The 26,048-nt window shown below is 67.3% G+C and carries 22 protein-coding genes and 1 riboswitch; of the genes, 12 read left to right on the top strand and 10 right to left on the bottom strand.

Translation table 11 applies throughout. From position 1 onward, the window contains the following. Positions 1-29: 29 nt before the first annotated feature. A complete protein-coding gene (locus J8I33_RS28715; RefSeq protein ID WP_176016384.1) occupies positions 30-1,298 on the top strand; it encodes an FAD-binding oxidoreductase in 1,269 nt (422 codons plus the stop codon). 105 nt (positions 1,299-1,403) lie between these two features. Further along, positions 1,404-2,078, top strand: a complete 675-nt coding sequence (locus J8I33_RS28710) for a TetR family transcriptional regulator (RefSeq protein WP_012339399.1) — start codon at positions 1,404-1,406, stop codon at positions 2,076-2,078. A 69-nt stretch (positions 2,079-2,147) separates the two neighbouring features. On the opposite strand, the gene J8I33_RS28705 is transcribed toward J8I33_RS28710, so the two are convergent. After that, positions 2,148-3,932, bottom strand: a complete 1,785-nt coding sequence (locus J8I33_RS28705; protein WP_209928845.1) for a phospholipase D-like domain-containing protein — start codon at positions 3,930-3,932, stop codon at positions 2,148-2,150. A 105-nt stretch (positions 3,933-4,037) separates the two neighbouring features. Beyond that, entirely contained in the window at positions 4,038-4,796 is a 759-nt protein-coding gene (locus tag J8I33_RS28700; RefSeq protein WP_050016302.1) for a DeoR/GlpR family DNA-binding transcription regulator, read from the bottom strand. A 228-nt stretch (positions 4,797-5,024) separates the two neighbouring features. Between J8I33_RS28700 and J8I33_RS28695 the strand changes: the two genes are divergently transcribed. From J8I33_RS28695 to nadE, 3 genes are all read left to right on the top strand, one after another. Further along, complete coding sequence (locus J8I33_RS28695; RefSeq protein WP_006480515.1) at positions 5,025-5,210, top strand: hypothetical protein; 186 nt, start codon at positions 5,025-5,027, stop codon at positions 5,208-5,210. Positions 5,211-5,403: 193 nt separating this feature from the next. Further along, a complete protein-coding gene (locus J8I33_RS28690; RefSeq protein ID WP_209939555.1) occupies positions 5,404-6,273 on the top strand; it encodes a DMT family transporter in 870 nt (289 codons plus the stop codon). 249 nt (positions 6,274-6,522) lie between these two features. Further along, the gene (gene nadE, locus J8I33_RS28685; RefSeq protein WP_089489686.1) at positions 6,523-7,371 is read left to right on the top strand and encodes an ammonia-dependent NAD(+) synthetase; all 849 of its coding nucleotides are present in this window, start codon (positions 6,523-6,525) and stop codon (positions 7,369-7,371) included. Positions 7,372-7,446: 75 nt separating this feature from the next. Here the strand turns inward: nadE and J8I33_RS28680 are convergent, their stop codons facing one another. The 3 genes from J8I33_RS28680 to J8I33_RS28670 form a co-directional block, all read right to left on the bottom strand. Then, positions 7,447-9,123 carry a peptidase S1 gene (locus J8I33_RS28680; RefSeq protein WP_089492755.1) on the bottom strand — a complete coding sequence of 559 codons (1,677 nt, stop codon included), beginning with the start codon at positions 9,121-9,123 and terminating at the stop codon, positions 7,447-7,449. Between the two features lie 73 nt (positions 9,124-9,196). Then, positions 9,197-10,786 (bottom strand): S53 family peptidase, encoded by a 1,590-nt coding sequence (locus J8I33_RS28675; protein WP_124556279.1) that lies wholly within the window; start codon positions 10,784-10,786, stop codon positions 9,197-9,199. Between the two features lie 243 nt (positions 10,787-11,029). After that, positions 11,030-11,650, bottom strand: a complete 621-nt coding sequence (locus tag J8I33_RS28670; RefSeq protein WP_209939554.1) for a LysE family translocator — start codon at positions 11,648-11,650, stop codon at positions 11,030-11,032. A 134-nt stretch (positions 11,651-11,784) separates the two neighbouring features. Here J8I33_RS28670 and J8I33_RS28665 point away from each other — a divergent pair, with 134 nt between their 5' ends. Further along, complete coding sequence (locus J8I33_RS28665; RefSeq protein WP_050016315.1) at positions 11,785-12,249, top strand: Lrp/AsnC family transcriptional regulator; 465 nt, start codon at positions 11,785-11,787, stop codon at positions 12,247-12,249. 61 nt (positions 12,250-12,310) lie between these two features. On the opposite strand, the gene J8I33_RS28660 is transcribed toward J8I33_RS28665, so the two are convergent. Continuing rightward, positions 12,311-13,228 (bottom strand): LysR family transcriptional regulator, encoded by a 918-nt coding sequence (locus J8I33_RS28660; RefSeq protein ID WP_209928835.1) that lies wholly within the window; start codon positions 13,226-13,228, stop codon positions 12,311-12,313. A 134-nt stretch (positions 13,229-13,362) separates the two neighbouring features. On the opposite strand from J8I33_RS28660, the gene speB reads away from it, so the two are divergent. Continuing rightward, the gene (gene speB, locus J8I33_RS28655) at positions 13,363-14,319 is read left to right on the top strand and encodes an agmatinase (RefSeq protein ID WP_209939553.1); all 957 of its coding nucleotides are present in this window, start codon (positions 13,363-13,365) and stop codon (positions 14,317-14,319) included. Between the two features lie 61 nt (positions 14,320-14,380). After that, on the top strand, positions 14,381-15,706 hold the full coding sequence (locus J8I33_RS28650; RefSeq protein WP_176016388.1) for an MFS transporter: 1,326 nt from the start codon (positions 14,381-14,383) through the stop codon (positions 15,704-15,706). A gap of 138 nt (positions 15,707-15,844) precedes the next feature. On the opposite strand, the gene metE is transcribed toward J8I33_RS28650, so the two are convergent. Further along, positions 15,845-18,139, bottom strand: a complete 2,295-nt coding sequence (gene metE, locus J8I33_RS28645; RefSeq protein ID WP_209939552.1) for a 5-methyltetrahydropteroyltriglutamate--homocysteine S-methyltransferase — start codon at positions 18,137-18,139, stop codon at positions 15,845-15,847. Between the two features lie 127 nt (positions 18,140-18,266). Between metE and J8I33_RS28640 the strand changes: the two genes are divergently transcribed. After that, the gene (locus J8I33_RS28640) at positions 18,267-19,175 is read left to right on the top strand and encodes a LysR family transcriptional regulator (RefSeq protein ID WP_050016323.1); all 909 of its coding nucleotides are present in this window, start codon (positions 18,267-18,269) and stop codon (positions 19,173-19,175) included. Positions 19,176-19,197: 22 nt separating this feature from the next. Here the strand turns inward: J8I33_RS28640 and J8I33_RS28635 are convergent, their stop codons facing one another. Continuing rightward, on the bottom strand, positions 19,198-19,920 hold the full coding sequence (locus tag J8I33_RS28635; RefSeq protein ID WP_050016325.1) for a CbtA family protein: 723 nt from the start codon (positions 19,918-19,920) through the stop codon (positions 19,198-19,200). Positions 19,921-19,933: 13 nt separating this feature from the next. Continuing rightward, the gene (locus tag J8I33_RS28630; protein ID WP_006488502.1) at positions 19,934-20,143 is read right to left on the bottom strand and encodes a CbtB-domain containing protein; all 210 of its coding nucleotides are present in this window, start codon (positions 20,141-20,143) and stop codon (positions 19,934-19,936) included. Between the two features lie 32 nt (positions 20,144-20,175). Next, positions 20,176-20,319, bottom strand: a riboswitch (cobalamin riboswitch). Between the two features lie 46 nt (positions 20,320-20,365). Here J8I33_RS28630 and J8I33_RS28625 point away from each other — a divergent pair. The 3 genes from J8I33_RS28625 to J8I33_RS28615 all read left to right on the top strand — a co-directional run bounded on the left by J8I33_RS28625 (position 20,366) and on the right by J8I33_RS28615 (position 23,759). Continuing rightward, positions 20,366-20,956: a histidine phosphatase family protein gene (locus J8I33_RS28625; protein ID WP_209939551.1), complete on the top strand. Its 591-nt coding sequence runs from the start codon at positions 20,366-20,368 to the stop codon at positions 20,954-20,956. 165 nt (positions 20,957-21,121) lie between these two features. Continuing rightward, positions 21,122-22,714, top strand: a complete 1,593-nt coding sequence (locus tag J8I33_RS28620; RefSeq protein ID WP_050016329.1) for an inorganic phosphate transporter — start codon at positions 21,122-21,124, stop codon at positions 22,712-22,714. A 283-nt stretch (positions 22,715-22,997) separates the two neighbouring features. Beyond that, entirely contained in the window at positions 22,998-23,759 is a 762-nt protein-coding gene (locus J8I33_RS28615) for a 2OG-Fe(II) oxygenase (RefSeq protein ID WP_209939550.1), read from the top strand. A 257-nt stretch (positions 23,760-24,016) separates the two neighbouring features. Here J8I33_RS28615 and J8I33_RS28610 read toward each other — a convergent pair whose 3' ends face one another. Then, positions 24,017-25,441, bottom strand: coding sequence for a DHA2 family efflux MFS transporter permease subunit (locus J8I33_RS28610; protein WP_089489693.1), 1,425 nt, complete (start codon positions 25,439-25,441; stop codon positions 24,017-24,019). Positions 25,442-26,048: the final 607 nt, after the last annotated feature.

Genomic DNA, 26,048 nt, shown 5'->3' with positions numbered 1-26,048 from the left:
TTTCCGCCGTCACGAGTCACCGAACACGCATGCAGAACTTCTACGAAGCCACCGTTAGCCGCCAGCCCTACCCGCAACTGACCGACACGATCGATACGCAGGTCTGCATCGTCGGCGGCGGCCTCGCCGGGCTGTGCACGGCGCTCGGCCTCGTCGAGCGCGGCGTGCACGACGTCGTCGTGCTCGACGGCGAACGGGTCGGCTTCGGCGCGTCGGGCCGCAACGGCGGCTTCGTGTTCGGCGGCTACAGCCTCGACAACGCCGACCTGCTGCGCACGCTCGGCCGCGACGAAGGGCGCCGGCTGTACCGGCTCACCGTCGACGCGGTCGACCTGATCCGCGCGCGCATCGCCCGCTACGGGATCGACTGCGACATCGTCGACGAAGGCGTGATGCTCGCGAACTGGTTCGACGATCCGTCGCGGCTCGACGGCGTGCGCACGCTGATGAAGCAGGAATTCAACGTCGACTGGGAACCGGTCGCGACCGACGCGCTGCGTGCGCGGCTGAAGACGCAGCGCTATTACGGCGGCCTGTTCGAGCCGAACGCATTCCACTTTCATCCGCTGAAGTACGTGCTCGGCGTCGCGGCGGCCGCGTCGCGCGGCGGCGCACGCGTGTACGAACGCTCGGCCGCGCTCGGCATCGCGCGCGACGGCGCCGGCTACGTCGTGCGCACGGCGCAGGGCGCGGTGCGTGCGAAGGACGTCGTATTCGCCGGCGGCGGCTACGCGCGCGGCGTGTCGCCGCGCATCGAGCGCGCGGTGCTGCCGATCGCGACCTACGTGATCGCGACCGAACCGCTCGGCACGCGCCTGCCCGACGCGATCGACGCGCCGTACGCGATCTACGACACGCGTTTCGCGTTCGACTACTACCGTCCGCTGAAGGACACGCGGATTCTGTGGGGCGGCCGGATCTCCGTGCTCGATCGCGGCCCCGACGCGATCGCGCGCCTGCTGCGGCGCGACCTGCTGCGCGTGTATCCGCAACTGGACGGCGTGAAGGTCGACTACGCGTGGGGTGGGCTGATGAGCTATGCGCGGCACAAGATGCCGCAGATCGGCCGCGACACGGACGGCGTGTGGCACGCGATCGCATTCGGCGGTCACGGGATGGCGCCGACCACCGTCGCCGGCGAGGTACTCGCCGCCGCGCTGGCGGGAGAGCGTCCGGTGCCGAACGGCTTCGCCGCGTTCGGGCTCACGCGCACGTTCGGGCTGGCCGGCCTCGCCGCCGCGCAGCTCACGTATACGGCGTACCAGGCCCGCGACGCGCTCGCGTCCTGCCGCCGCTGAGCGCCCGCCGCGGCCTTGCCGATTAGAGCGGAAGGTCGGCCGGGCGGGCATTTCCCACATGCTAGAATGCCTTTTCCAAGCCGCCGCGAACCAGAACAAAGTCACATGAAAGCAGGAAGCAAGGCCGCCACGTCCGACCCCCGCGCGCTTGCGTCCGACGCGCGGCGCAAATACGATCCCGAGCAAACCAAGCGCAACATCCTCGACGTCGCCACGCAGGAATTCTCCGCGATGGGCCTCGCCGGTGCGCGCGTCGACGCGATCGCCGAGCGCACGAACACGACGAAGCGGATGCTCTATTACTACTTCGAAAGCAAGGAAGGCCTGTACGAGGCCGTGCTGGAGAAGGTATACGGCGACATCCGCGCGCTCGAGCAGGAACTGCACGTCGGCGACATGGAGCCGCGCGAAGGCATGCGCCGTCTCGTCGAATTCACGTTCGACTATCACGACAAGCATCGCGATTTCGTCCGCCTCGTGTCGATCGAGAACATCCACGGCGCGAAGTATGTCGAACAGCTGAAGTCGTTCAAGAACCGCAACGTCAGCATCATCAAGACGCTCGAGGAACTGGTCGAGCGCGGCGCGGCCAGCGGCGTGTTCCGCAAGGACATCGACGCATTCGATCTGCACCTGCTGATCAGCTCGTTCTGCTTCCACCGCGTGGCGAACCGCTACACGTTCGGCGCTGCATTCGGCCGCGACCCGTCGGCACCGCGCCTGCGCGCGCGACATCGCGACACGATCGCCGACGCGGTGCTCCGCTACGTCGCCGCGTAAGCGGCGGTAGTCGCCGGCCGGGGCACGCGACATCCGTGCCCCGCGAACTTCATTCAGCACTTCAGCGCATCAGTCCGTCGGCGCGGTCGACGCCAGCGCGATCCGCGCCTTCCGTTCCGGGCTCCCCGCCACGTAATACTTCTTCGCCCAGCTCGAATCGGGCGCGAGCGCGAGCCGCGCATGCGTACCCGTGCCGTGCTGCTGCTTCGCATGGATCGCCAGCGCGCGGGCGCGGTAGTGCTCGTACAGCCGCAGGAATTCCGCGAGATAGATCGCCGCGATCCGCTTGTCGCGGATCTCGAGCACGTTCTCGTCGTTGTACTGCTCGGAATTGCGGCTCATGTTCGCCGAACCCGTATAGACGACCGGATTCGCGCCTTCCGCATCGATCACGATGAACTTGTGATGGATCACGACGGGCGGGAAAACCGGCGCCGGTTCGCCCGGGAAAAGCCGCAACTCCGGCTCGAAACCCTGCGGCACCGTGGCCGGCGAGAAATACGACGCGTCGATCACGTCGTGGTTGTCGCGGCTGCGGTGGTACAGCTCGAGGTTCGCGAGCGTCGCCGCATCGAGCGTCTGGCCGTCGTGCTGCGCGGTATCGGCCTTCGTCGCGCTGCCGACGCTGATCTTGTTCACGAGGCCGAACATCATCAGCCCGCGGTCGCCAGCCGCGAAACACGCGTCGCGCAGCGCCGCGTCGGTCGGCATGAACAGGCAGAACGACACCGAATGCTTCGCGGCCGCGATCGCGGCGACGATCGTATCGATCTCGGTACGCTGCCCCGCGGGCTCCGGCGAGTACGCGACGCGCACCTGCGCGCTGCCGATCGTCATCGGCGCCGACCAGCCCGGCGACAGCCGCGCGGTCTCCGCAATCGACGGATTCCCGGCCAGCGCATGCGCGCGCTCGTTGTACAGCGCGGCGAGCGCAGGCGAGTCGAACGCATGCAGCACGTTGGCCTGCTCGGTCAGCCCCTCGGTCGTGAAGTTCGCGGAGCCGGTCAGCACGCGCGCGGGCGCCGGGTTCGACGGCGCATCGGTCACGATGAACTTGTCGTGCATGATGTGCGTCTTGTCGCGCGGCGCGAGCGTCGCGAGGCCCTGCAGCGCATCGACGGCCGGCTGGTTCGGCGACGGCAGCGGCGGCTTGCCCTTGCGCGCCGTCGTGTGCGCGTCGTAGACGATCGCGAGCGACGCTTCGCCGTGCTGGCGGCCGAACGCGTCGAACGCGGGCAGCGCCCACAGCGTGTCGGTCAGGTGATAGACGGCCGACACCGCGCGCGATGCCGGATCGAGCATCTGCGCGAACACCTGCTCCATGTCGTTCGCGAGCCACGTGCGCAGCTTCAGCGCCTGCGCGGCGCTCGGCGCCTCGTTCGGCGCGAGGCCGAGCGCCGCGACCTGCTTCGCGAACGCCTGCGAGCTGACCACCGCGCGGTTGAACCACGTGCCGATGCCGTCCTCGATGTGCGCGGGCAGCACGACGTCGCACACGCCGGCTTGCGCGTCGAGCACCTGCAGGTTCGCCGGCGTGCCGACGACCGGATAGACGTCGTAGCGGAACGACGCACCGCGGTCCTGCGGATCGATGCGCGCGTCCCACCACATGAATTTCTGGATCGGCGCCTGATCGGTCGGCGCATCGCCCTGCGTGTCGGCGGCCGGGCCGTCGAACGTCAGGCGGTTGGGCAGCCAGCTGTCCGGCGCACGCGTCTTGCCGTCGGCCGACCAGAAACCCGGCGTGCGCCGGATCGCGAAGCCGAGGAAATCGGACCGCGACGCCGCATCGGGCCAGTCGAAAGCCAGCAGGACCAGGGTGGGGGAAAGATAGCTGCGCACGCTGACGGTCATTCGTTGCTCCCTGGCCCGGCGGCCGGTCGAGATGAATGCGTCAGTCTTGATGGCGGTTCTTCCCGCGCGATGACCGTTCGATGAACCCTGTATGTCGGACGCGCGTCAGTCGCACACGAGCAGCTCGATCCCGCGCGCCGTCAGCGCGCGGCGCACGGCCTTGTCGGGTGCGCGTTCGGTCACCAGATAGCGGGCGGCGGACGTGCCGTTGATCCGCACCGGCGTCACGCGGCCGAATTTCGAATGGTCGGCGACGATGATCGCCGTGCCCGCCGCCGCAATCATCCGGCTGCGCACTTCGGCCGCGAGCCGCGAGTAGTCGGTGCACTCGCCGTCGGGCGTGATGCCGCCGGCGCCGACGAACGCGAAATCGACGTGGTATTGCGCGAGCTGGTGGATCGTGTCGAGCCCGAACGTGGCGTCCTCGTCGTCGGACAGCTCGCCGCCGAGCAACGTCACGCGGTTGCCGTTGCGCCGCGCGAGCACGAACGCGGTACGCCAGTCGTTCGTGTAGATCGACAGCCGGTGCCGGTCGGCGAGCGCCAGCGCGACCGCATGCGGCGTGCTGCCCGAATCGATCAGCACCGATGCGTCGTCGGGCACGAATTCGGCCGCGCGCCGCCCGATCGTGCGCTTCGCGTCGGCGTTCGCGGCTTCGCGCTCGGACAGGCTCGGCTCGCGGCGATCCGCGGCCAGCGCGCCGCCATGTGTCATCACGAGCAGGCCGCGCGCGGCCAGCGCGTTCAGGTCGCGCCGCACCGTTTCGCGCGACACGTCGAGCGAACGCACGAGTTCCGCGACCGTCAGCGCGCCCGAGCGTCCGAGCGCCGACAGGATGTATTGATGACGTTGTTCCGCGAGCATCGCGTGTGCGCCCGAGGCGACTGGTAATGGGTAAGCCGGCCATTGTATTACGGACGTTTGACGACCATTTGACCGGGCCGGGTAACACGGCCGGGCGGCGGCCGCGCGCGTTGCCCGAAAGCGAAATTCTGTATTGCCCGGCGCGCGCGAATCCGCGCGGCGCCGGTTGCTACACTTTGCGCTTCGCCGAACGACCGACCAAGACCGACCAATAAAGGGGCTCGCGCCATGTATCGCAAAGGCAGTGTGATCGAAATCCAGTTTCCGCCGGAACGCCTCAACGACGCGGCAGGCGATCCGTACTGGATCGACCTGACGCTCGACGAAGCGCGTCGGCTCTACGAACAGCTCGCCGCGCGCTTCGCGACCGACGCACGCGCCAACCAGCCGCTCGATACGTTCTCGATCGACTGAGCGTCGCTGCTGCGCGCCCGCCCCGCGCGACGGGCGCTCGCTCCCACCACACCGCACCCCTGGCGCGCGATGATCGCCCGCACCGTCACGCGCCGCGCGGCATGAGTGCAGGATTCGACAAGACGCCAGCGTCGCTTCGCCCGATACTGGCCGACTTTCCGGATCTGTCCGGCCGCGTCGCGGCCCGTCACGCATGCTCAACTCGATCGTCGCCGCCGTTTTCGTCGCGCTCTGGTCCACCGGCTTCATCGTTGCACGGGCAATCAAGCCCTACGCCGATCCGAACCTGTTCCTGCTCGTGCGCTTCGCGGGCACGGCCGCGCTGTTCGGCGTGGTCGCGCTCGCCGCGCGCGCGCCGTGGCCGGCCCGCCGCGAATGGCCGCGCCACCTGATCGCCGGCGCGCTGTTGCAAGGCGTCTATCTCGGCGCGAGCTACTGGGCCGTCGCGCAAGGGTTGAATGCGGGCGTGATGGCGCTGCTCGGCGCGCTGCAGCCGCTTGCCACCGCCGTGCTCGCGGTTCCGCTGTTCAACGAACGTCTGCCCGCGCGCGGCTGGCTCGGGATGGCGCTCGGGCTGGCCGGCGTCGCGCTCGTGCTCGCGCCGAAAGTCACCGGCGGCGTCGCGCCGCCGCCGGGCGCCGCGCCTGCGTGGCTCGTCGTCACCGTGTCGGTGCTGGCGGTCGGGGCGATCACCGCCGGCTCGCTGTACCAGAAAGGCAAGCTCGCGCAGAGCGACCTGCGCACGGCGGTCGCCGTGCAGAACTTCGGCGCGGCGCTCGTCGCGGCCGTCTTCGTCGTGCTGCTCCATGAAACCCGCTGGATCGACGCGCCGGCGCTGTGGGTGTCGCTCGTGTGGGGCGTCGTGTTCCTGTCCGGCGGCGCGGTCACGATGCTGATGTGGATGCTGCGGCACGGCAATGCGGCGCGCGCGACGTCGCTGCTGTTTCTCGCGCCGCCGCTGGCCGCGCTGCAGGGCTACGCGCTGTTCGGCGAAACGCTCGCGACGATCCAGCTCGCCGGCTTCGCGCTCGCGCTGGTGGGCGTCGTGCTCGCGCGGCGCTGACGGGCGAAGACGCACGCGGGATCGAGCGGCCACGCCATCATCGGGCCTCCATCCCTCCTCGCTGAAGCCGCGCGCACGGCCGCCCTTCGCGCAGCATCTCCTGCACCCGCCCGGCGCACCGCGCACCACGGCGATGCGGCGCGTCTCGCCGATGCAACGCGAAACCGCCGGAAACGCCTGTCCGGCGCGGCGGCGCGCCGCGATTGCGCTTATGATGAGCGCCTTGCATTTCGTCCCGGAACTTTCCTCATGACATCCGCCGATTACGCCAGCCGCCAACGCGCGATCATTGCCGAACTGAACGTCGCCCCGCACTTCGACGCCGAGGCCGAAATCGACCGCCGCGTCGATTTCCTCGCGCAATACCTTCGTTCGACCGGCCTGCGGACCTACGTGCTCGGCATCAGCGGCGGCGTCGATTCGTCGACGGCCGGCCGGCTGGCGCAGCTCGCGGTCGAAAAGCTGCGCGCCGGTGGCTACGACGCGCGCTTCATCGCGATGCGCTTGCCGAACGGCGTGCAGAACGACGAAGACGATGCGCAGCGCGCGCTCGCGTTCGTGCGCGCGGACGAGGTATTGACGGTCGACGTGAAGCCGGCCGCCGATGCGATGCTCCGTTCGCTGGTCGCGTCCGGCCACGCGTTCGAAAACCCCGCGCAACAGGATTTCGTGCACGGCAACATCAAGGCGCGCGAGCGCATGATCGCGCAGTACGCGGTGGCCGGCGCGCGGCGCGGCATCGTGATCGGCACCGACCACGCGGCCGAATCGCTGATGGGTTTCTTCACGAAGTTCGGCGACGGGGGCGCGGACATCCTGCCGCTCGCGGGCCTGAGCAAGCGTCGTGTGCGCGGGGTCGCACGCGCGCTCGGCGGCGACGAGCTGATCGTGATGAAGGTGCCGACGGCCGACCTCGAGGAACTGCGCCCGCTGCGCCCCGACGAGCACGCGTATGGCGTGACCTACGACGAGATCGACGATTTCCTCGAAGGCAAGCCGGTCGCCGACCGCGTCTACGAAACGGTGCTGCGCTTCTACGACGGGTCGCGCCACAAGCGCGCGCTGCCGTACACGATGTTCGACTGGCCGACCGCCTAAGCCGGCCGCCCGGCTACCGACATACCGCCGCGCGCACCGTCACGGCTGCGCGCGGCACATCGGCGCCGGGCAACGCTATGCGTTCCCGCCCGTCTTCTTCGCCTGCAGCGCACGAATCCGCAGCCGCGCGCCCGTATCGCTGACCGTCGCGTCGTACATCGTCGCGAGGTCGCGCTTGAGCGCGGTGCGCGAGCCGCCGTCGAGATACACCATATGCCCCGACGGGTAGAACCGCGCGGACAGGTTCTGCCGCACCTTCTGGTCCTCCAGCGGCATCTGCTGCAGATCGATCACGGTCTGGTAGAACGGCGTGACGAAATCGTAGAGGCCGTTCGCCGACAGCACCTTCAGGTCGACGTTCAGCGCCATCACCGCGGCGAGATCGCCGGCCGTGTAGAGGATCACGTTCCCCTGCGCATCGATGCCCTGCTGCGCGCCGGTCGGGTCGATGTGGCTGAAATCCCAGTTCTTGAAGGCCTGGTCGTTCAGGTCCGTGAACGCCGAGTTCGACGTGAACTTCAACTGCTCGTTCAGGTAGCTGTTCCACATCGCCGTATAGACGCCCGTCACGGCCGTCATCGTCGGATCGTTGCCGCCCGAATTCGGGTCGATCTTGCCGGCGATGCCCGACGAGATCCCGGTCACGCGGCCGTCGTACGAACCGAGCGCGAGCCCCTGCGCATGCAGCAGCGTCGTCAGGAACAGCGAATTGCCGCGCGTGTCGTAGCCGGCGATGTCGAGCCCCCACGATTGCAGCGTCGCCGTATCGATGCCCGTGTATGCCGACAGCTTCTGCACGGTGGCCGGGTTCGCATGCGGCACCGCGCGCAGCGCGCTCAGGTAGTCGGTGCGCGCGAACTGCGCGACTTCCTCGACGAACGCGCCGAGATCGCTCGGCGCCGGCTTGATGCCGAGCTTCTTGTGATACCACGCATCGGCCGCGGCGGTCGGCAGCGCGCCGACCGGGTTGCCGGCCTGCCGGTAATCGAGGATCGACGATTGCAGCGTGACGCCGTTCAGGTCGACGCCGTCCTCGTGCAGCTTGTACGCGAGCACGCAGCTGCGCGCGGTGCCGTACGATTCGCCGAACAGGTATTTCGGCGAATTCCACCGGTTGTTCTTCGTCAGGTAGCGCTTGATGAACTGCTTCAGCGAATCCGCATCCTGGTCGACGCCCCAGAAGTCGCGGTTCTTGTTCGGCGCGACGGCCGCCGAATAGCCGGTGCCGACCGGATTGATGAACACCAGGTCGCTGTGGTCGATCATGCTGTCCGGGTTGTCCTCGATCTGGTACGGCGCGGGCGGCGTGAACCCCGGCATCGACGTCTTGATACGCTTTGGCGCGAACGAGCCGAGCAGCACGAACACCGACGACGAACCGGGCCCGCCGTTATAGAAGAACGTCACGGGCCGCGTTTCCTCTTTCGCGCCGTCGGCCGTGAACGCGACGTAGAAAATCTTCGCGGCCGGCTGCGAACTGCTCGGATCGACCGTCACCAGGTGGCCGACCGTCGCCGTGTACGCGATCCGCTTGCCATCGATCAGGATCGTGTGGTGCGTGATCGCGGCCGCCTCGGTCGTGTCCGTCACCGAGTCGTCGGGGCCGTTGCCGTACGCGACCGGATCGAAGAACGGCTGGTCGCGGCCGTGGCTCAGCGCGACCGGGTTGATGGTCGGCGGCACACCATGCGAATTGTGGTCGCCGTGATGCAGCGGATACACGCCGCCGGAAGATGCGGAATCGATGCCCATCGTGCTGCTCCTGGAGGTGAAAAAAGACGCGGGCAGACCACCCGCGTCGAACGGAAAGGCGTGCGCCGGCGCGTCAGCTCGACGGCTTGCGCGCGAGGATCGTGGCGAGTTGCGCACCGTTCGGGCTGCCGAGGCCCGTGCACGCGTCCCAGCCGGACGCGGCCGCATACGTGCCGTTCGATCCCTTCGTGATGTCGCGCAGCGCGCCCGGATGCTTGTACAGCACCGGATTGATCCAGCCGGCCGGCGCGCCGGCCGTCGCATTGATCCGCGCGATCAGCGCGGCCCACAGCGGCGCGACCGCGCTGGTGCCGCCCATCACCGAAGGCGTGCCGGCGACCGACACTTCGTAACCCGTCTGCGGCGACGCGTCGCCGGCCACGTCCGGCACGCCGCGCTTCGCGAGCGGCGTGGTGGTGCCGTCGGCGCGCGCGACCTTCAGCCCCTGCTGCCATGCCGGCAGGTCGAACAGCGAACTGACGCCGCCGCCGCCCGCCCCGCCGCCGGACGCCTCGTCGTTCCACGTGACCTCGCTGCGAATGCCCTGCCCGGGCAGCGCGTCGAGCTGCGTGCCGCCGCAGCCGAGCACGTACGGGCTCGACGCGGGGAAATCGACGTGATCGGCGCCATCCTGCAGCCCGTCGCCCGAGCCGCTGTCGCCCGACGCCGCGCAGACGGTGATGCCCTGCGCGGCGGCCGCCTGCAGCACGCGGTTGAACGCATGGGCGGACTGCGCCTGCCAGATCGCTTCCGGGCCGCCCCAGCTGATCGAGATCACGGAAGGCCGATTGGTCTTGTCGGTGACGGCGGCGTTGACGGCCTGGATGAAGCCCGCGTCGCTGTTCGGCGCGAAGTAGACGGCGATCTTCGCGGCCGGTGCGATCGCGCCGGCGATCTCGATGTCGAGCGCGACTTCGCCGTCCGGGCCGTTCGGCTCGCCGGTCGGCGCATTGCGGCCGGTGCCGACGTTCACGTCGACGAGCGTCGGCGGCGTCGTGATCCCGAGCCCGCGGAAATACTGCTGGATGTCGGCCGCGCGATAGCCGCCGCCGAGTTCGACGATCGCGATGCATTGCCCGGCGCCGTCGCCGGCCGGAAAGTCGTACAGCGACGCAAGCTGGATCGGCGTGAACGTGACGGCCGCCGCGCCGCGCGCCGGCTTGAACGGCGGACGGAAGCGAAAGTGCGGCCGCGCCTGCGGCCGGCTGTCGAGGCCCAGCACGGCCGTCACCGCATCGCCGAGCTCGTCGGGCAGCGTGATCGGGCCCGAACGGCCGCGATACTGGCCGATCGACCGATGCTCGAAACGCTCGAGCTTCACGCTGAACGCGGCTTCGAACTGCGCGATCGTGCCGGACACCACGACGACGCTTTCGACCGGGTCGACACGATCGACCGTCAGTTGATGACGGTGCGCGAAGTCCTCGGTCTTGCGGATGTCGTCGGGATTGGCGGAGAAACGCTGCGCGAATGCGTCGCGCGACAGCGGTTTTGCACCGGCGTCGCCGCTGGCGAGCTGGTGGACCAATGCATCGAGTTGCCCTTCTTCCTGCCGCCGCAACATGATCGTGACGTGGATGCGTTCTGCCGGATCGCACTGGCCGAGACACTTGGACTCGGCGACGATACGGGGTTCACGGTCGGCTTGAAGATGCCTTGCCATGTTCAGACCCTCCTTGGTACCGCGTTGCACGGAACAGCCAGGAAATCGGACATAGCCCGCGGAAGACGGTTCCGTTCGGTCAGTCGATTCGCGACGGCGCGTTTGCGACGGCGCGAAGGTAGAGGAAGTTTAGAACAGTCAGACGATTTGCGCGCACGCCCTTCTGCGGCAAGCGTGCGCGCGAAGGCCGGCATCGCGCGCGGCCTGCCTACCCGCGCGGCGACCATGCGGCGGCGCTCGGTCTCAGTCCATCGACAACCGCAGCGCAAAACCGATCAACGCAGCGGAAAAGGTCCAGCGCTGCACCGTCTGCGCGAGCGGATGCGCGCGCATCCACGCCGCGATGCGCGACGCGCCGAACACGCACGCGAGGTCGAAGCACACGCCGGCCGCCACCAGCAGCGCGCCGAGCGCGAACATCTGCCAGACGATCGGCCCGGCCTCGGGCCGCACGAACTGCGGCAGCAGCACCGAGCAGAACAGCAGCGCCTTCGGGTTCAGCAGGTTGGTCAGCAGCCCCTTCACGAACGATTGCCGCAACTCGCCCGCCGCCGCGTCGCCGTCGCCGAGCGCGAACACCGGCGAGCGGAACACCTGGATCGCGACGTACGCGAGATAGAACGCGCCGCCGTAGCGGATCACCTCGTACAACCAGGGCGCGCTGCGGATCAGCGCCGCGACACCGCACGCCGACAGCGTCACGTGCGCGGTGCGCGCGAGCGACAGGCCGGCCGCCGCGGCCATCCCCGGCCGCACGCCGCGGCCGATGCTGGTCTGCAGCACGAGCGCCATGTCGGGCCCGGGCACCGCGTAAATGGCCGCCAGCGCGGCGAGATAAATCAACAGCAAATGCGTGGAAATCATGGTCTGCCCCCGTCCTTCAATGACGATATGTTGCCGCTGAAGGCGGAGGGATTATTGGCCAACTTTGGCTCAGGAATGGCGATTCATAGGGGAATCCGCCACAATCACGAAACTGTAAAAAGGATTCCACCAAAATGACCGAGCTCGACAAAACCGACCGCGCAATACTCGCCGCGGTGCAACGCGACGGCCGCCTGCCGATCGCACGGCTCGCCGAATCCGTCGGCCTGTCCGAGACGCCTTGCGCGCGGCGCCTGAAACGTCTGGAAAACGACGGCTACATCGAGCGCTATCGCGCGCAGCTGTCACGCCAGGCGCTGGGCTTCGGCGTGGTCGCGTTCGTGCTCGTGCGGTTCGCGACGCACGACCGCAAGGTCGCCGACCGGTTCGAACGGGAAGTGCTCGGCATCGAGCGGATCCTCGCGTGCCACAACGTAGCAGGCACGGCCGATTACCTGCTGCAGGTGGTCGCGCGCGACCTCGACGACTACGGCACGTTCCTGCGCGATTCGCTGCGGATGCTGCCGGGCGTGACGTCGATCGAATCGGCGCTGTCGTTGCGCGAGGTGAAGCACGACGCGGGGTTGCCGGTGCCGTGACGCACGCCGGGCCGACAAGCCGCGCGCGCAACGCTTGTTCACATTGTCGGCCGCGCCGGCGTCACACCGCGTCGAGCGACTGATGCGCGCGTTCGAGATCCTCGAGAAACGCTTCGACGACCGGATCGCCGCGCCCGTCGCGCGCCACGACCATGTGGAACGTGACTTCATAGTGCAGCTGCTCGGGATTGAGCGGCGCGAGCAGCCCCTGCGCGACATACGGCGCCGCGAAGTGCTGCGGCAGGTAGCCGAGGTGATGACCGGACAGGATCAGCAGCGCGACGGCCTCCATGTTGTCGGCGGTCGCGGTCACGCGATCGGGCGTCGTCGACATCTGCGCCTCCGGCAGCGGATACGAGCGCCAGGCCCACTCGAAGCCGGCGACGTCGGCCGGCGTCAGCGTGCCGGCGCGTTCGAACAGCGGATGGCCGCGGCCGCAGTACGCGACCTGCCGCTCGATGAACAGCGGCGTGTAGTCCAGCGTCGGCACGCGATGCCAGAAATAGCCGACCGCGATCTGGATCTCGTTGCTCAGCAGCTTTTCCTCGAGATCGCCCGGCGCGCGCACCGAAATCGAGAAGCGCACGGCCTCGTCGCGCGTGCGGAACGCGGCGATCGCCTCGGCGATCCGCGCATTCTGGCTGACCGGCGTATGACCGATCAGGCCGATGTTCAGCGTGCCGACCAGTTGGCGGTCCATGTGCCGCGCGGCCATCCCGAACTCGTCGAGCGCCGCGAGCAGCCTGCGGCTCATCGCGTGGAACCGCTCACCCTTCGGCGTGAGCCGGAAGCCGCTGCGGCCGCGCTCGCAGAGCCGGTAGCCGAGCCGCGTCTCGAGCGACGACAGCTGCGCGCTGATCGTCGACTGGCCGACGTTCAGCATCGCCTGCGCGGCCGACACGCCGCCCGCGTCCGTGACCGCGAGAAACACGCGGATCAACCGCAGATCGAGGGTCGACAGATTCCCCAGCACGTTCATCCCCTTCCATACATCGATGAAGATCGATGTTTACGTCGATATCTTCGCATTCTTCTTTCCCGGCCGAGCGCGTAAAACTGTGCGCCAGGCCGCGTCGCATGATACGGCAACCCCACACCGGAAGAGACGACCCCATGAACGACCCCATCCATTTCCAGCCGCTCGGCGGCAATGAAATGCCGCGCTCCGGCGGCATCGCGACGATGATGCGCCTGCCGCACGTGTCGAGCGCCGAAGGCCTCGACGCCTGTTTCGTCGGCGTGCCGTTCGATCTCGGCACGTCGAACCGCACCGGCGCGCGCTTCGGCCCGCGCCAGATCCGCACCGAATCCGTGCTGCTGCGCCCGTACAACATGGCCACGCGCGCAGCACCGTTCGATTCGCTGCAGATCGCCGACATCGGCGACGTCGCGATCAACCCGTACAACCTGCACGATTCGATCGCCCGCATCGAAGCCGCGTACGACGCGATTCTCGAGCACGACTGCAAGCCGATCACGCTCGGCGGCGACCATACGATCGCACTGCCGATCCTGCGCGCGATCCACCGCAAGCACGGCAAGGTTGCATTGATCCACGTCGATGCACACGCCGACGTGAACGACACGATGATGGGCGAAAAGATCGCGCACGGCACGCCGTTCCGCCGCGCGGTCGAGGAAGGGCTGCTGCACGGCGACAAGGTCACGCAGATCGGCCTGCGCGGCACCGGCTACGCGGCCGAGGATTTCGACTGGTGCCGCGAGCAGGGCTTCCGCGTGGTCCAGGCCGAGGAATGCTGGAACAAGTCGCTCGCGCCGCTGATGGAAGAAGTGCGCGCGCGCATCGGCGACACGCCCGTCTACGTCACGTTCGACATCGACGGCATCGACCCGGCCTACGCGCCGGGCACCGGCACGCCGGAAATCGCGGGCCTCACGGTGCCGCAGGCGCTCGAGATCATCCGCGGCGCGAAGGGGCTGAACATTGTCGGCTGCGATCTCGTCGAAGTCGCGCCGCCGTACGACCCGTTCGGCACCACCGCGCTGCTCGGCGCGAACCTCGCGTACGAGCTGCTGTGCGTGCTGCCGGGCGTCGCGTATCGCGACTGACGACCGATCCCGCTACACGACCTATTCCAAATCAGAGGATTCCAGAGGAGTACACAGAAAGATGGGGACTTCCGTCAAGCAACCGAAGCGGGCGGCGCTCGCGTCGTTCGTCGGCACCACGATCGAGTGGTACGACTTCTATAGTTATGCGACCGCCGCCGCCATCGTGTTCGGGCCGCTGTTCTTTCCCGGCGAAAACCGTTTCATCAGCCTGCTTGCATCGTTCGGCTCGTTCGCGGTCGGCTTCTTCGCGCGGCCGCTCGGCGGCGTGATGTTCGGCTATCTCGGCGACCGCTTCGGCCGCAAGCGGTCGCTGCTCGCGACGCTGATGCTGATGGCCGTGTCGACGGTCGCGATCGGCCTGCTTCCCACGCATGCGCAAGCCGGCGTGATCGCACCGATCCTGCTCGTGCTGATGCGCGTGCTGCAAGGCATCGCAGTGGGCGGCGAATGGGGCGGCGCGGTGCTGCTGGCCGGCGAGCATGCGCCCGAAGGCAAGCGCACGTTCTTCGCGTCGTTCGCGCAGTTGGGCAGCGCGAGCGGCCTGATCCTGTCGATGCTCGCGTTCGGCGCGATCAGCACGCTGTCGAAGGACGACATGATGAGCTGGGGCTGGCGCGTGCCGTTCCTCGCGAGTTCCGTGCTGCTGGTCGTCGGCTTCGTGATCCGTGCGAGCGTGTCGGAATCGCCCGAGTTCGAGGAAGTCAGGAAGAGCGGCAACATCGCGCAAAAACCGCTGCGCGAGGCGCTCAAGGCCTGGCCGCTGCTGTTGCTCGCGATCGGCGCGAACGTGTACGGGATCGCCGGCGTGTATTTCAGCAACATCTTCATGATCAGCTACGCGACCCAGTTCCTGTCGCTCGACCGGTCGATGGTGCTGCATTGCATGACGATCGTCGCGGTGCTGCAGTTCGTCGTGCAGCTCGCGGCCGCGTTCCTCGCGCAGCGCTTCGGCACCACGCGCGTGCTGCTGATCACGGGCGCGTGGGCAATGATCGTCCCGTTCGTGATGCTGCCGCTCGTGCATATGGGCACGCCGGTGTCGATCACGGTCGGCGTCGGCCTCGCGACGCTCGCGGAATCGGGCTACTACTCGGTCGTCGCGGGCTTCGTCAGCGGCATCTTCATCGCACGGATCCGCTATACGGCAATTTCGATCGCGTACCAGGTGTGCGGCGCGCTCGCCGGCGGCCTCACGCCGCTCGTCGCGACGCTGATCGCGCAGAACGCGGCCCCGCAATGGTGGCCGCTCGCGCTCCAGTACACGAGCGCCGCCGTGCTGTCGTCGCTGTGCGTGTGGTTGATCTCGCGCCGCGTCAGCATCGACGATGCGGGCGCGCCCGGCAAGACGCGCGAAGCGCTGCCGCGCGGCGCACGCGCCGCGTAGCGCTCGACGCGTAGCGCCTGTCGCACATGCATGCATGACGTAAAACGACCCGCTTTCGCGGGTCGTTTTCTTTGCCGCCCGATCGATGATCGATGATCGACGATCGGCGACCGCTACCGCCCTGCATTCGCTGCGTGGTTACCGCACCTGGCTACGCAGCGTCTTCGCCGCGGCGACCATGTTCGTCAGCGCCGGAATCACTTCCTCCCACTGACGCGTCTTCAGCCCGCAGTCCGGGTTCACCCACAGACGTTCCGCCGGAATCCGCTCGGCCGCCTTCCTCATCAGCCCGACGATATGATCCTGCGTCGGGATGTTCGGCGAGTGAATGTCGTACACGCCCGGCCCGATTTCATTCGGATACTTGAAGGTGTCGAACGCATCGAGCAACTCCATGTCGGAGCGCGACGTCTCGATCGTGATCACGTCCGCGTCCATGTCGGCGATCGACGCGATGATGTCGTTGAACTCCGAATAGCACATGTGCGTGTGGATCTGCGTATCGTCCTGCACGCCGTTCGCGGTGATGCGGAACGACTCGACCGCCCACTTCAGGTAGTCGCTCCATTGCGCGCGGCGCAGCGGCAGCCCTTCGCGCAGCGCGGCTTCGTCGATCTGGATCACGCGCACGCCGGCCTTCTCGAGATCGAGCACTTCGTCGCGGATCGCCAGCGCAAGCTGGTAGCACGACACCGAGCGCGGCTGGTCGTCGCGCACGAACGACCAGTTCAGGATCGTCACAGGGCCGGTCAGCATGCCCTTCATCGGCTTGTCCGTCAGCGACTGCGCATAGGCGATCCATTCGACCGTCATCGCCTTCGGGCGGCTGATGTCGCCGAACAGGATCGGCGGCTTCACGCAGCGCGAACCGTACGACTGCACCCAGCCGAACTGGCTGAACGCATAGCCGTCGAGTTGCTCGCCGAAGTATTCGACCATGTCGTTGCGCTCGGCTTCGCCATGCACGAGCACGTCGAGTTCGAGCGATTCCTGTTCGCGCACGCTGCGTTCGATCTCGGCCTGCATCGCCGCGCGATAGCCGGCTTCGTCCAGCGCGCCGGCCTTGAACCGGCTGCGCGCCTGGCGGATGTCGGCGGTCTGCGGGAACGAGCCGATCGTCGTCGTCGGGAACGCCGGCAGGTTCAGGCGCGCCGACTGCTTCGATGCACGCTGCGTATACGGGCTCGCGCGGTTGCCGAGCGGCGCGTCGATGCGCGCGAGCGCGGCCTTCACCGCCGGGTTGTTCACGCGCGGCGAGCGGCGCCGCGAATCGATCGCGGCGGCATTCGCGGCGAGCGCGTCGGCCACCTTGTCGCGGCCTTCGTTCAGTGCGGTCGCAAGCACCTTCAGCTCGTCGAGCTTCTGCAGCGCGAACGCGAGCCACGAGCGGATTTCCGCGTCGAGCTTCTCTTCGCTCGCGAGATCGACCGGCACGTGCAACAGCGAGCATGACGGCGCGAGCCACAGCCGGTCGCCCAGTTGCTTCGCGAGCGGCTCGAGCCAGTCGAGCGCGGCGTTCAGGTCGGTCTTCCAGATGTTGCGGCCGTTGATCGCGCCGACCGACAGCACGCGCTCCGGCGGCAGTTCGCGCACCAGCGCGTCGGCTTCGTCGCGTGCGTTGATCGCGTCGATATGCAGGCCGTTGACCGGCAGCGACGCCGCGAGCGTCAGATTGTCCTGAAGCTGGCCGAAGTACGTGGCGAGCAGCAGCTTGATGCGGCGCGTTTCCAGCGCCTCATACGCGATGCGGAATGCCTGGCGCCATTCGGCATCGAGCTCGGTCACGAGAATCGGTTCGTCGATCTGCACCCATTCGACACCCTGCGCGGTCAGCGTGTCGAGCAGCGCGCCGTACACCGGCAGCAGCTTCGGCAGCAGCGCGAGGCGGTCGGAATCGTCCTTCGCCTTGCCGAGCCACAGGTACGTGACGGGGCCGAGAATCACCGGTTTCGCATTCACGCCCTGCGCGGTCGCTTCGGCGAGTTGCTGGAGCAGACGCGACGGATCGAGCGAGAAATTCGTGTCCGCATGGAACTCCGGCACGATGTAGTGGTAGTTCGTATCGAACCACTTCGTCATTTCACCGGCCGCGATCCCGCCGCAGCACGCGGCGTGCTCCTCCGTCGACTGCGCCGAACGGCCGCGTGCGACGCGGAAATAATTGTCGAGCGCATCGCCGTGGAAATCCTGCACGCGCTTCGGCAGGTTGCCGAGCGTGAAGCTCATGTCGAGCACCTGGTCGTAGAACGCGAAGTCGCCGATCGGCGCGAGATCGAGATCGCGCTGGTCGTGCCAATGACGTCGGCGCAACTCGGCGCCAAGCGCCTTCAGTTCGTCGCGCGACGATTCGCCCTTCCAGTAGCGTTCGAGACCGAACTTGAGTTCGCGCTTCGCGCCGATGCGCGGAAAACCGAGGTTGTGTGTCGTGACCATGAAGCTGCCGTCCAGAAGAAAGTGTAGATCCGGCAGCCATCATAGGGATTTCAAACCATGAAATAAAATGGCATTATTTCATTCATCCATTAACATTTTTCATGCATCTGCCCGATGCACGCAATCCATGCTGGAACGATTCCATCTCGTCGTCATACGTGAAGTCGAGCGCCAAGGCTCGCTGACCGCGGCGGCCAATGCGCTGCACCTCACGCAATCGGCGCTCAGCCACACCGTCAGGAAAGTCGAGCAGCAGCTCGGCACGGCGATCTGGGACCGCGAAGGCCGCGGCCTGCGGCTCACGCAGGGCGGGCACTATCTGCTGAAGCTGGCGAACCGGCTGCTGCCGCAGTTCGAGCTCGCCGAGGAGCGGATGAAGCAGTACGCGAAGGGCGAGCGCGGCACGCTGCGCATCGGGATGGAGTGCCACCCGTGCTATCAGTGGCTGCTGAAGGTCGTGTCGCCGTACCTGTCGCGCTGGCCCGACGTCGACGTGGACGTGAAGCAGCGCTTCCAGTTCGGCGGCATCGGCGCGCTGTTCGGTTACGACATCGACGTGCTCGTGACGCCCGATCCGCTGAACAAGCCGGGGCTGCGCTTCGACCCGGTGTTCGACTACGAACAGGTGCTGGTGGTCGCGGATTCGCACCGGTTCGCGAATGTCGACTACGTGACGCCCGAACAACTGACCGACGAGATCCTGATCACGTACCCGGTCGAGACCGACCGGCTCGACATCTACAACCAGTTCCTGACGCCGGCCGGCATCGTGCCGAGGCGGCACAAGTCGATCGAGACGACCGACATCATGTTGCAGATGGTCGCGAGCGCGCGCGGCGTGGCCGCGCTGCCGCGGTGGCTTGCCGACGAGTATGCGGACCGGATGCCGGTCGTGCCGGTCAAGCTCGGCAAGAACGGCATCGCGAAGCAGATCTTCCTCGGCATCCGCGAAGCGGACGCAGCGATCGACTATCTGGCCGCGTTCGTCGCGCTGGCGCGCGAATCGACGTGGAGCGCGCCGCGCATGCTGCGCTAGGCGCGCCCGGTTGCCCCGCGCGTCAGGCGGCGCGCAGGCCGGCGCGTTCGCCGCGCTCGACCCACGCGCCGAACAGCAGGCCGATCGTCGTCCACATGATCACCTGCATGCCGATGGCCGCCACGCGGAACTTCCACAGCAAGGTCGCCGGAAAATCGGCCGGCAACTCGCTGACCGACGGCAGCCCGATCTGCACGGCCGCGATGATCGCGACGAACACGAGCCCGGCGACGATCGATGCGTTCCACGGGCCGAGCTTCGCCAGCAGATGGCGGCGCACGCCGACCGAGAACACCATCGTCGCGACCGAGATCGCGATCATCAGGAAGAACAGGCCGGTGCGATAGCCGATCGTGTCGGGGTCGCCGACCGACGGCGGATTGGCCGGGTACTTGAGGTTCGGCACGATCACGAGCGCGACGAACGCCGCCAGCGCGAGCCACGCGGCCAGCGGCCGTGCCGGCAGGCGGCTGCCGCGTCCGTACGCATACGCGAACACCAGCGAGAACAGCCCGCCGAATGCCGCGCCGTACGTCACGACGCCCGTCAGCAGCCCGAGGCCGGCCTGCGTGTGGCGGCTGACCAGCTCGGGTTCCGGCGCCTCGCCTTGGGCGGCGGCGGTTTTCTCTTCGACGGCGATCGCCTGATCGACTTGCGGTTCGCCGACGATCCTGGCGAAACCGAACGTGAGGAGGCCCGCGGCGATGCCTGCGAGCATCCCGCGCATGAGCAGCTTTCCAACCATCGCAGGCTCCGCGTCAGTGGCAGGGAAAGCCGAGCAGATGGCGGCCGTCGTGGACGAATTCGTGGACATACATGCCCGGCACGAGCGACGTCGCGCCCTGTTCCGCACCGACGAAATACAGCGCGAGCAGCAGGATCAGGCCGACGAACACGGCCCAGGGCAACAGCTCGCGGACGGGGATGGGTGCCGGCACGACCGCCGGCTTCAGCACTGCTTCGCTCATGGATGCACCTCAGGGGAATCGCGCCCCGACAAATGATGGATGGGTACGAAGGCAGGTCTGGCTTCCGGGATCGTCGATTCCCCGGTTACAGTGGCGCGACCGCGCCGGAATTGCACCGGCTTCCGCGCTTCGTATCGGGCGAATTGTACGCGCGAACGTTCGCGTATTGAAGCGATGACACACGGGTAAGCGCGTCCCGCTCCGGATCATCCGACAACCGACATGACCAAACCTGCCTCGCTCTGCCTGATCGCACACGCATCGACCCGCGCGATGCGCACCGGCACGTTTCCCGACGACGACCTGCTCGACGCGCACGGGCTCGCCGAAGCCGCTGCGCTGCGCGGCCGGTTGACGGGTGCTGCCGGCTCGCTCGTGCTGTGCAGCCCGGCACGCTGCGCAACGCAGACCGCCGATGCGCTCGGGTTGCACGCCGACATCGACGACGCGCTGCGCGACATCGACTACGGCAACTGGCGCGGCAAGCGGCTGCACGATCTCGCGCGCGACCTGCCCGACGAACTGGCCGCGTGGATCGGCACGCCGTCCGCGTCGCCGCATCGCGGCGAATCGTTCGACGCCGCCGCGCATCGGGTCGGCACATGGTTGAGCACGCTGCCGACGGATCGCGATGTCGTCGCGATCACGCATGCGCCGATCGTCCGCGCAACCCTCGCGCACGTGCGGCGGATGAGCCTCGAGGCCGCCGCGCGTCTCGACGTCGCGCCGCTGTCGCGCACGACATTCGTCGCGGCGCCGAGCGGCTGGACGTTGGCCGCGACGGCCGCCAACGTGCGCGACACCGGCGCGTAAACTCACTGTCCTGCTCACTATGTGAGCGAACGATGCGCGCCGACGCGTCGCATGTCGCCGCTCGCCTTACATCCCGTAAGACACACCGTTCGTCATCCCGACTGTCATCAAACTGACTGCTAGCCGCAGCTAGGATCGGACGCGGTTCCCTCACGAGATGCCGTCATGAATCAACCTGCTTCATCCGCCCCGAACAATCCGGGCTCCGTCGCACGCACCCGGCAGATCGGCTATGCCGCGTTCCTGCTGGTGCTCGTGCTCGGCGCCGTCTATATCGCCACGCACCTGATCGACGATCTGGCGCCGGTCCGCGAAGGGACGTTGTTCCCGTACCTGCTGCTCGGCGCCGCGCTGCTGATCGCGCTCGGCTTCGAATTCGTCAACGGCTTCCACGACACCGCGAATGCGGTCGCGACCGTGATCTATACGCACTCGCTGACGCCGAACGTCGCGGTGATCTGGTCGGGCATGTGGAACTTCCTCGGCGTAATGGTTTCGAGCGGCGCCGTCGCGTTCGGGATCCTGCAGTTGCTGCCGGTCGAGCTGATCCTGCAGGTCGGCAGCGGCTCGGGCTTCGCGATGGTGTTCGCGCTGCTGATCGCCGCGATCGTCTGGAACCTCGCGACCTGGTATTTCGGGTTGCCGTCGTCGAGCTCGCACACGCTGATCGGGTCGATCATCGGCGTCGGGCTGATGAACCAGCTGCTGCACGGGCCGTCCGGCACGAGCGGTGTCGACTGGGGCCAGGCGCTCGGCGTCGGCAAGTCGCTGCTGCTGTCGCCGATCGTCGGCTTCCTGTGTGCGTCGCTGCTGCTGCTCGTGCTGAAGGCCGCCGTGCGGATTCCTGAGTTGTACAAGGAGCCGCCGAAGGATCAGCCGCCGCCGTTCTGGATTCGCTGCCTGCTGATCCTCACCTGCACCGGCGTGTCGTTCGCGCACGGGTCGAACGACGGGCAGAAAGGGATGGGCCTCATCATGCTGATCCTGATCGGCACGGTGCCCACCGCGTATGCGCTGAACAAGGCCGTCACGCCCGCCGAATCGCAGACCTTCGTGGCGGTCGCGAACCAGGCGGCCGCGACGTTCGGGAAATACACGAACGGCGTCGCGCCGTCCGCGAACCCGCGCGCCGATGTCGAACACTACGTGCAGCATCGCGAACTGACGCCCGCCGTGCTGCCGGCCGTCGCGCAGCTGTCCACGTCGCTTGCGACCGCCGTCGGCGCGTCGGGCTCGATGGCGGCCGTGCCGCAGCGCGACGTCGACAACGTGCGCAACACGATGTATCTGGTGTCCGAAGCCATTCGTCTGATGGAGAAGTCGGGCCAGCCCGCGTTCGCCGCCGACGACAAGCTCGCGATCGACAACTATCGCAAGCAGCTCGACCACGCGACGAAGTTCATTCCGACGTGGGTGAAGGTCGCCGTCGCGATCGCGCTGGGTCTCGGCACGATGGTCGGATGGAAGCGGATCGTCGTGACCGTCGGCGAAAAAATCGGCAAGCAGCATCTGACGTACGGACAGGGCGCATCGGCCGAACTGGTCGCGATGCTGACGATCGGCGCCGCCGACATGTACGGGCTGCCCGTGTCGACGACTCACGTGCTGTCGTCGGGTGTCGCGGGCACGATGGCGGCGAACGGCTCCGGGCTGCAATGGAGCACGGTGCGCAGCCTCGTCCTCGCATGGGTGCTGACGCTGCCGGCGTCGATCGCGCTGGCGGCTGGGCTTTACTGGTTGTTCCGGTCGCTGGCGTGATCGTGTACGCGGCGGGGGGCGGGCGATAGCCGGCTACCTGCTGCGGTAGGTTGGATGTGGCGCTTCGCTGCCGCTCCGCTTCTCCGCCTTTCCGCTTCCCTCGCCGCTCCGGCCCGTCGCCACATTCAGTGTGCCGATGCCGCGCCTTCAACGTTTCCCCGTTTCCTGGCCGGAATTAAAGCGCAAGATCTGGAGCGTGCCGGCGCCCGGACGCCGCTAGACTGGGTTCGTCAACTTTCATCGTGGATTCGACCGTGCGTGACCGCACGGCGCCACACCGCCGATGCCCCGAGGTACGCCCGTGAACATTCTCGATCTGCCCCCTGCCGTCGAACCGCCGGACATCGCGCAACGCGTCGACTCTCTCGACTGGCCGAGCGTCGATGCCGAGCTCGATCGCTACGGATGCGCGCGCGTGCCGGGCCTGATGTCGGCAAGCGAGTGCGATGCGCTCGCGTCGCTCTATCCCCGCGATGCGCTCTATCGTTCACGTGTCGTGATGGCGCGACACGGCTTCGGCCGCGGTGAGTACAAATATTTCGCGTATCCGCTGCCTGCGATCATCGCCGAGCTGCGCACGACGATCTACCCGCATCTCGCACCGATCGCGAATCGCTGGAACCAGGCACTCGGGATCGACGTCCGTTATCCGAAAAACCATGCGACGTTCCTCGATCGCTGCCACGCGGCAGGACAGACGCGATCGACGCCGCTGATCGTGCAATACGGCGCCGACGACTACAACTGCCTCCATCAGGACCTGTATGGCGAGCACGTGTTTCCGCTGCAGGTCGCGATCCTGCTGTCGGCGCCGGGCCGCGATTTCAGTGGCGGGGAGTTCGTGTTGACGGAACAGCGGCCACGCATGCAGTCGCGTGCGGAAGTGGTGCCGCTGACGCAAGGCGACGCAGTGATCTTCGCGGTACACGGCCGGCCCGTGCAGGGAACCCGCGGCGTCTATCGCGTCAACCTGCGCCACGGCGTGAGCCGGATCCGAAGCGGCCATCGCCACACGGTCGGCATCATCTTCCATGACGCGCAGTAGCGGGAGCGGGGACAGTTGCGCTGCTGCCGCGCCACTTATTGCGCATTGCATTCATGCTCGTCTCGGCACCGCATGCCATCGTGAGGAAAGCGGTCCAACCGAGCATGGCCGGCCAGAACACCGCTCGCCCGCGGCGGCCGAAGACCGATTGCGCTGACCGTCAAGCGATCGCGGTCGCAATGAATCAGCGCTTCCGGTGAGCACGACGAAACACGCTTACTCACCTGTCGCTCCGCGAACATGATTTGCAGTCCAGCCTATCCTCGCGCCACGCTGGCCCGCAGCCGGTCGCCGGCATCGAGCGCCAGCCGTGCGTAGCCCGGCAACGTCAGCAGCGCGAGCACGCCCGCCGCGACGAACGCCCAGCGGAAATCGTCGAGCACGTAATGCATGCCGGCCGCATCGCCGCGCCCCCATGCCGCGAGCCGCAGCGACAATGCACCGAACGCGATCCCCATCCCGATCGTCATCTGCTGCGCGGCGCTCCACAGCGTGCTGGCCGCACTCGTCTGCTGAGCCGGGATGTCCGCATAAGCCAGCGTCGCGAGCGTCGTGAACTGCATCGACCGCGTGAGCCCGTAGACGAATACGACGAGCAGCGTGATCGCCAGCGGCGTCGACGCGGTCAGCCAGCCGCATGCGATCGTGAAGATGCCGACGATCGTCACGTCGACGAGCGCAACGCGCCGAAAGCCGTAACGGTCGAGGATCCACGACGTGCCCGCCTTCATCCCGAGATTGCCGAGCGCGCTCGCGAGCAGCAGCAGCCCTGACTGGAACGGCGACAGCCCGAAACCGATCTGGAACAGCAGCGGCAGCAGGTACGGGACGGCGTTGATCGCCATCCGCGTGATCGAGCCGGTGATGACCGTCACCGAGAACGTCGGCACCTTCAGCGTCGTGAAATCGAGCAGCGGATGCGCGCAGCGTCGCGCATGCAACCATGCAGCGATGCCGAACAGCACGCTCGCGCCCACCAGGACAACCGCGCGCGCGAAGTCGACATCCTGCTGACCGGCCGCTTCGGTGCCGATCAGCAGGCAGGTCAAGGCGCCGCCGGCCAGCACGAAGCCGACCCAGTCGAGCGGCCGTTGCTCGTCGGTCCGCGTATTCCGGACGATCAGCCAGGTACAAACGAGCGCGGCCAGGCCGAACGGGACGTTCAACAGGAAGATCCATCGCCACGATGCATAGGTCGTGATGAAGCCGCCGATCGGCGGCCCGACGACGGGCGCGACGATGCCCGGCCACGTGATCGTCGCGATCGCACGCATCAGCTTCGCCTTCTCGGTACTGCGCACGACGATCATCCGCCCGACCGGCACCATCATCGCCCCGCCGACACCTTGCAGCAGCCGGGCAGCCGTGAACGACATCACGCCTTCGGACAGCCCGCACAGCACCGACGCACCGGTAAAGACGACGATCGCACTCGCGAAGACGGTGCGCGAACCATAGCGATCCGCGATCCAGCCGCTGATCGGAATGAACACCGCCAGCGCCAGCATGTAGGCCGTCATCCCGAGGCTCAGTGCGTTCGGCCCCACACCGAACGAGCGCGCCATTTGCGGTAGCGCGGTTGCGATCACGGTCGTGTCGAGATACTCCATGAAGAACGTCGCGGCGACGAGATACGGCAAGAAGTCGGTCGTCCGACCACCTTGGGCAGGGCTGTCAGTCATGAACGATGCGGGAGACGAAATGCAAAAAGCGCCGATCGCGGGCGGATGCAGGCAAGCACCCGGGAATCGGGACGAACGGTGATATTACCCCGAAGGGTTGGCTCCCCGCTCTGCCGCGCACGTCGCGCGAATGAACTTTATGCGCATAGATTTTTGTGAGGATTTCGCGCTGCGTTCGCCGAGTGATGCGCATGACGCGGTACCTCGAGGAACGCGCAGATGCGGAGATTTTCGCCAGAAAGCGGTATTTATCGATCATTGTCGCTCAATATCGCGCATCACCGGCCATCACAACATCGTCACCCGAAGTATGGCGTGGGACGGAATCGATCTGAAGATGGATGGGTCCGGTTGGCGGGAGGGGTGAGAGATTCAGACGGCACAACCGCGGAGTGCTCGAGAACGGCAGAGCGCTGAATGAGGGGCTCGCTCGCTGCGATGGATTGCGTAAGCGGAAAGCGGAGTCGCCTCGGTCACGCTTCGCCACATGCTTTTGGGGACGCCGAAATGCAAAAACCCCCGCCTTTCGGGCGGGGGTTCTTGGCTTAGGGAGCCTGACGATTACCTACTTTCACACGGGAATCCGCACTATCATCGGCGTAGAGTC

Source organism: Burkholderia sp. AcTa6-5 (assembly GCF_017815075.1).
Classification (GTDB): Bacteria; Pseudomonadota; Gammaproteobacteria; order Burkholderiales; family Burkholderiaceae; genus Burkholderia; species Burkholderia sola.
This window is presented reverse-complemented; position numbering and strand designations above follow the sequence as displayed.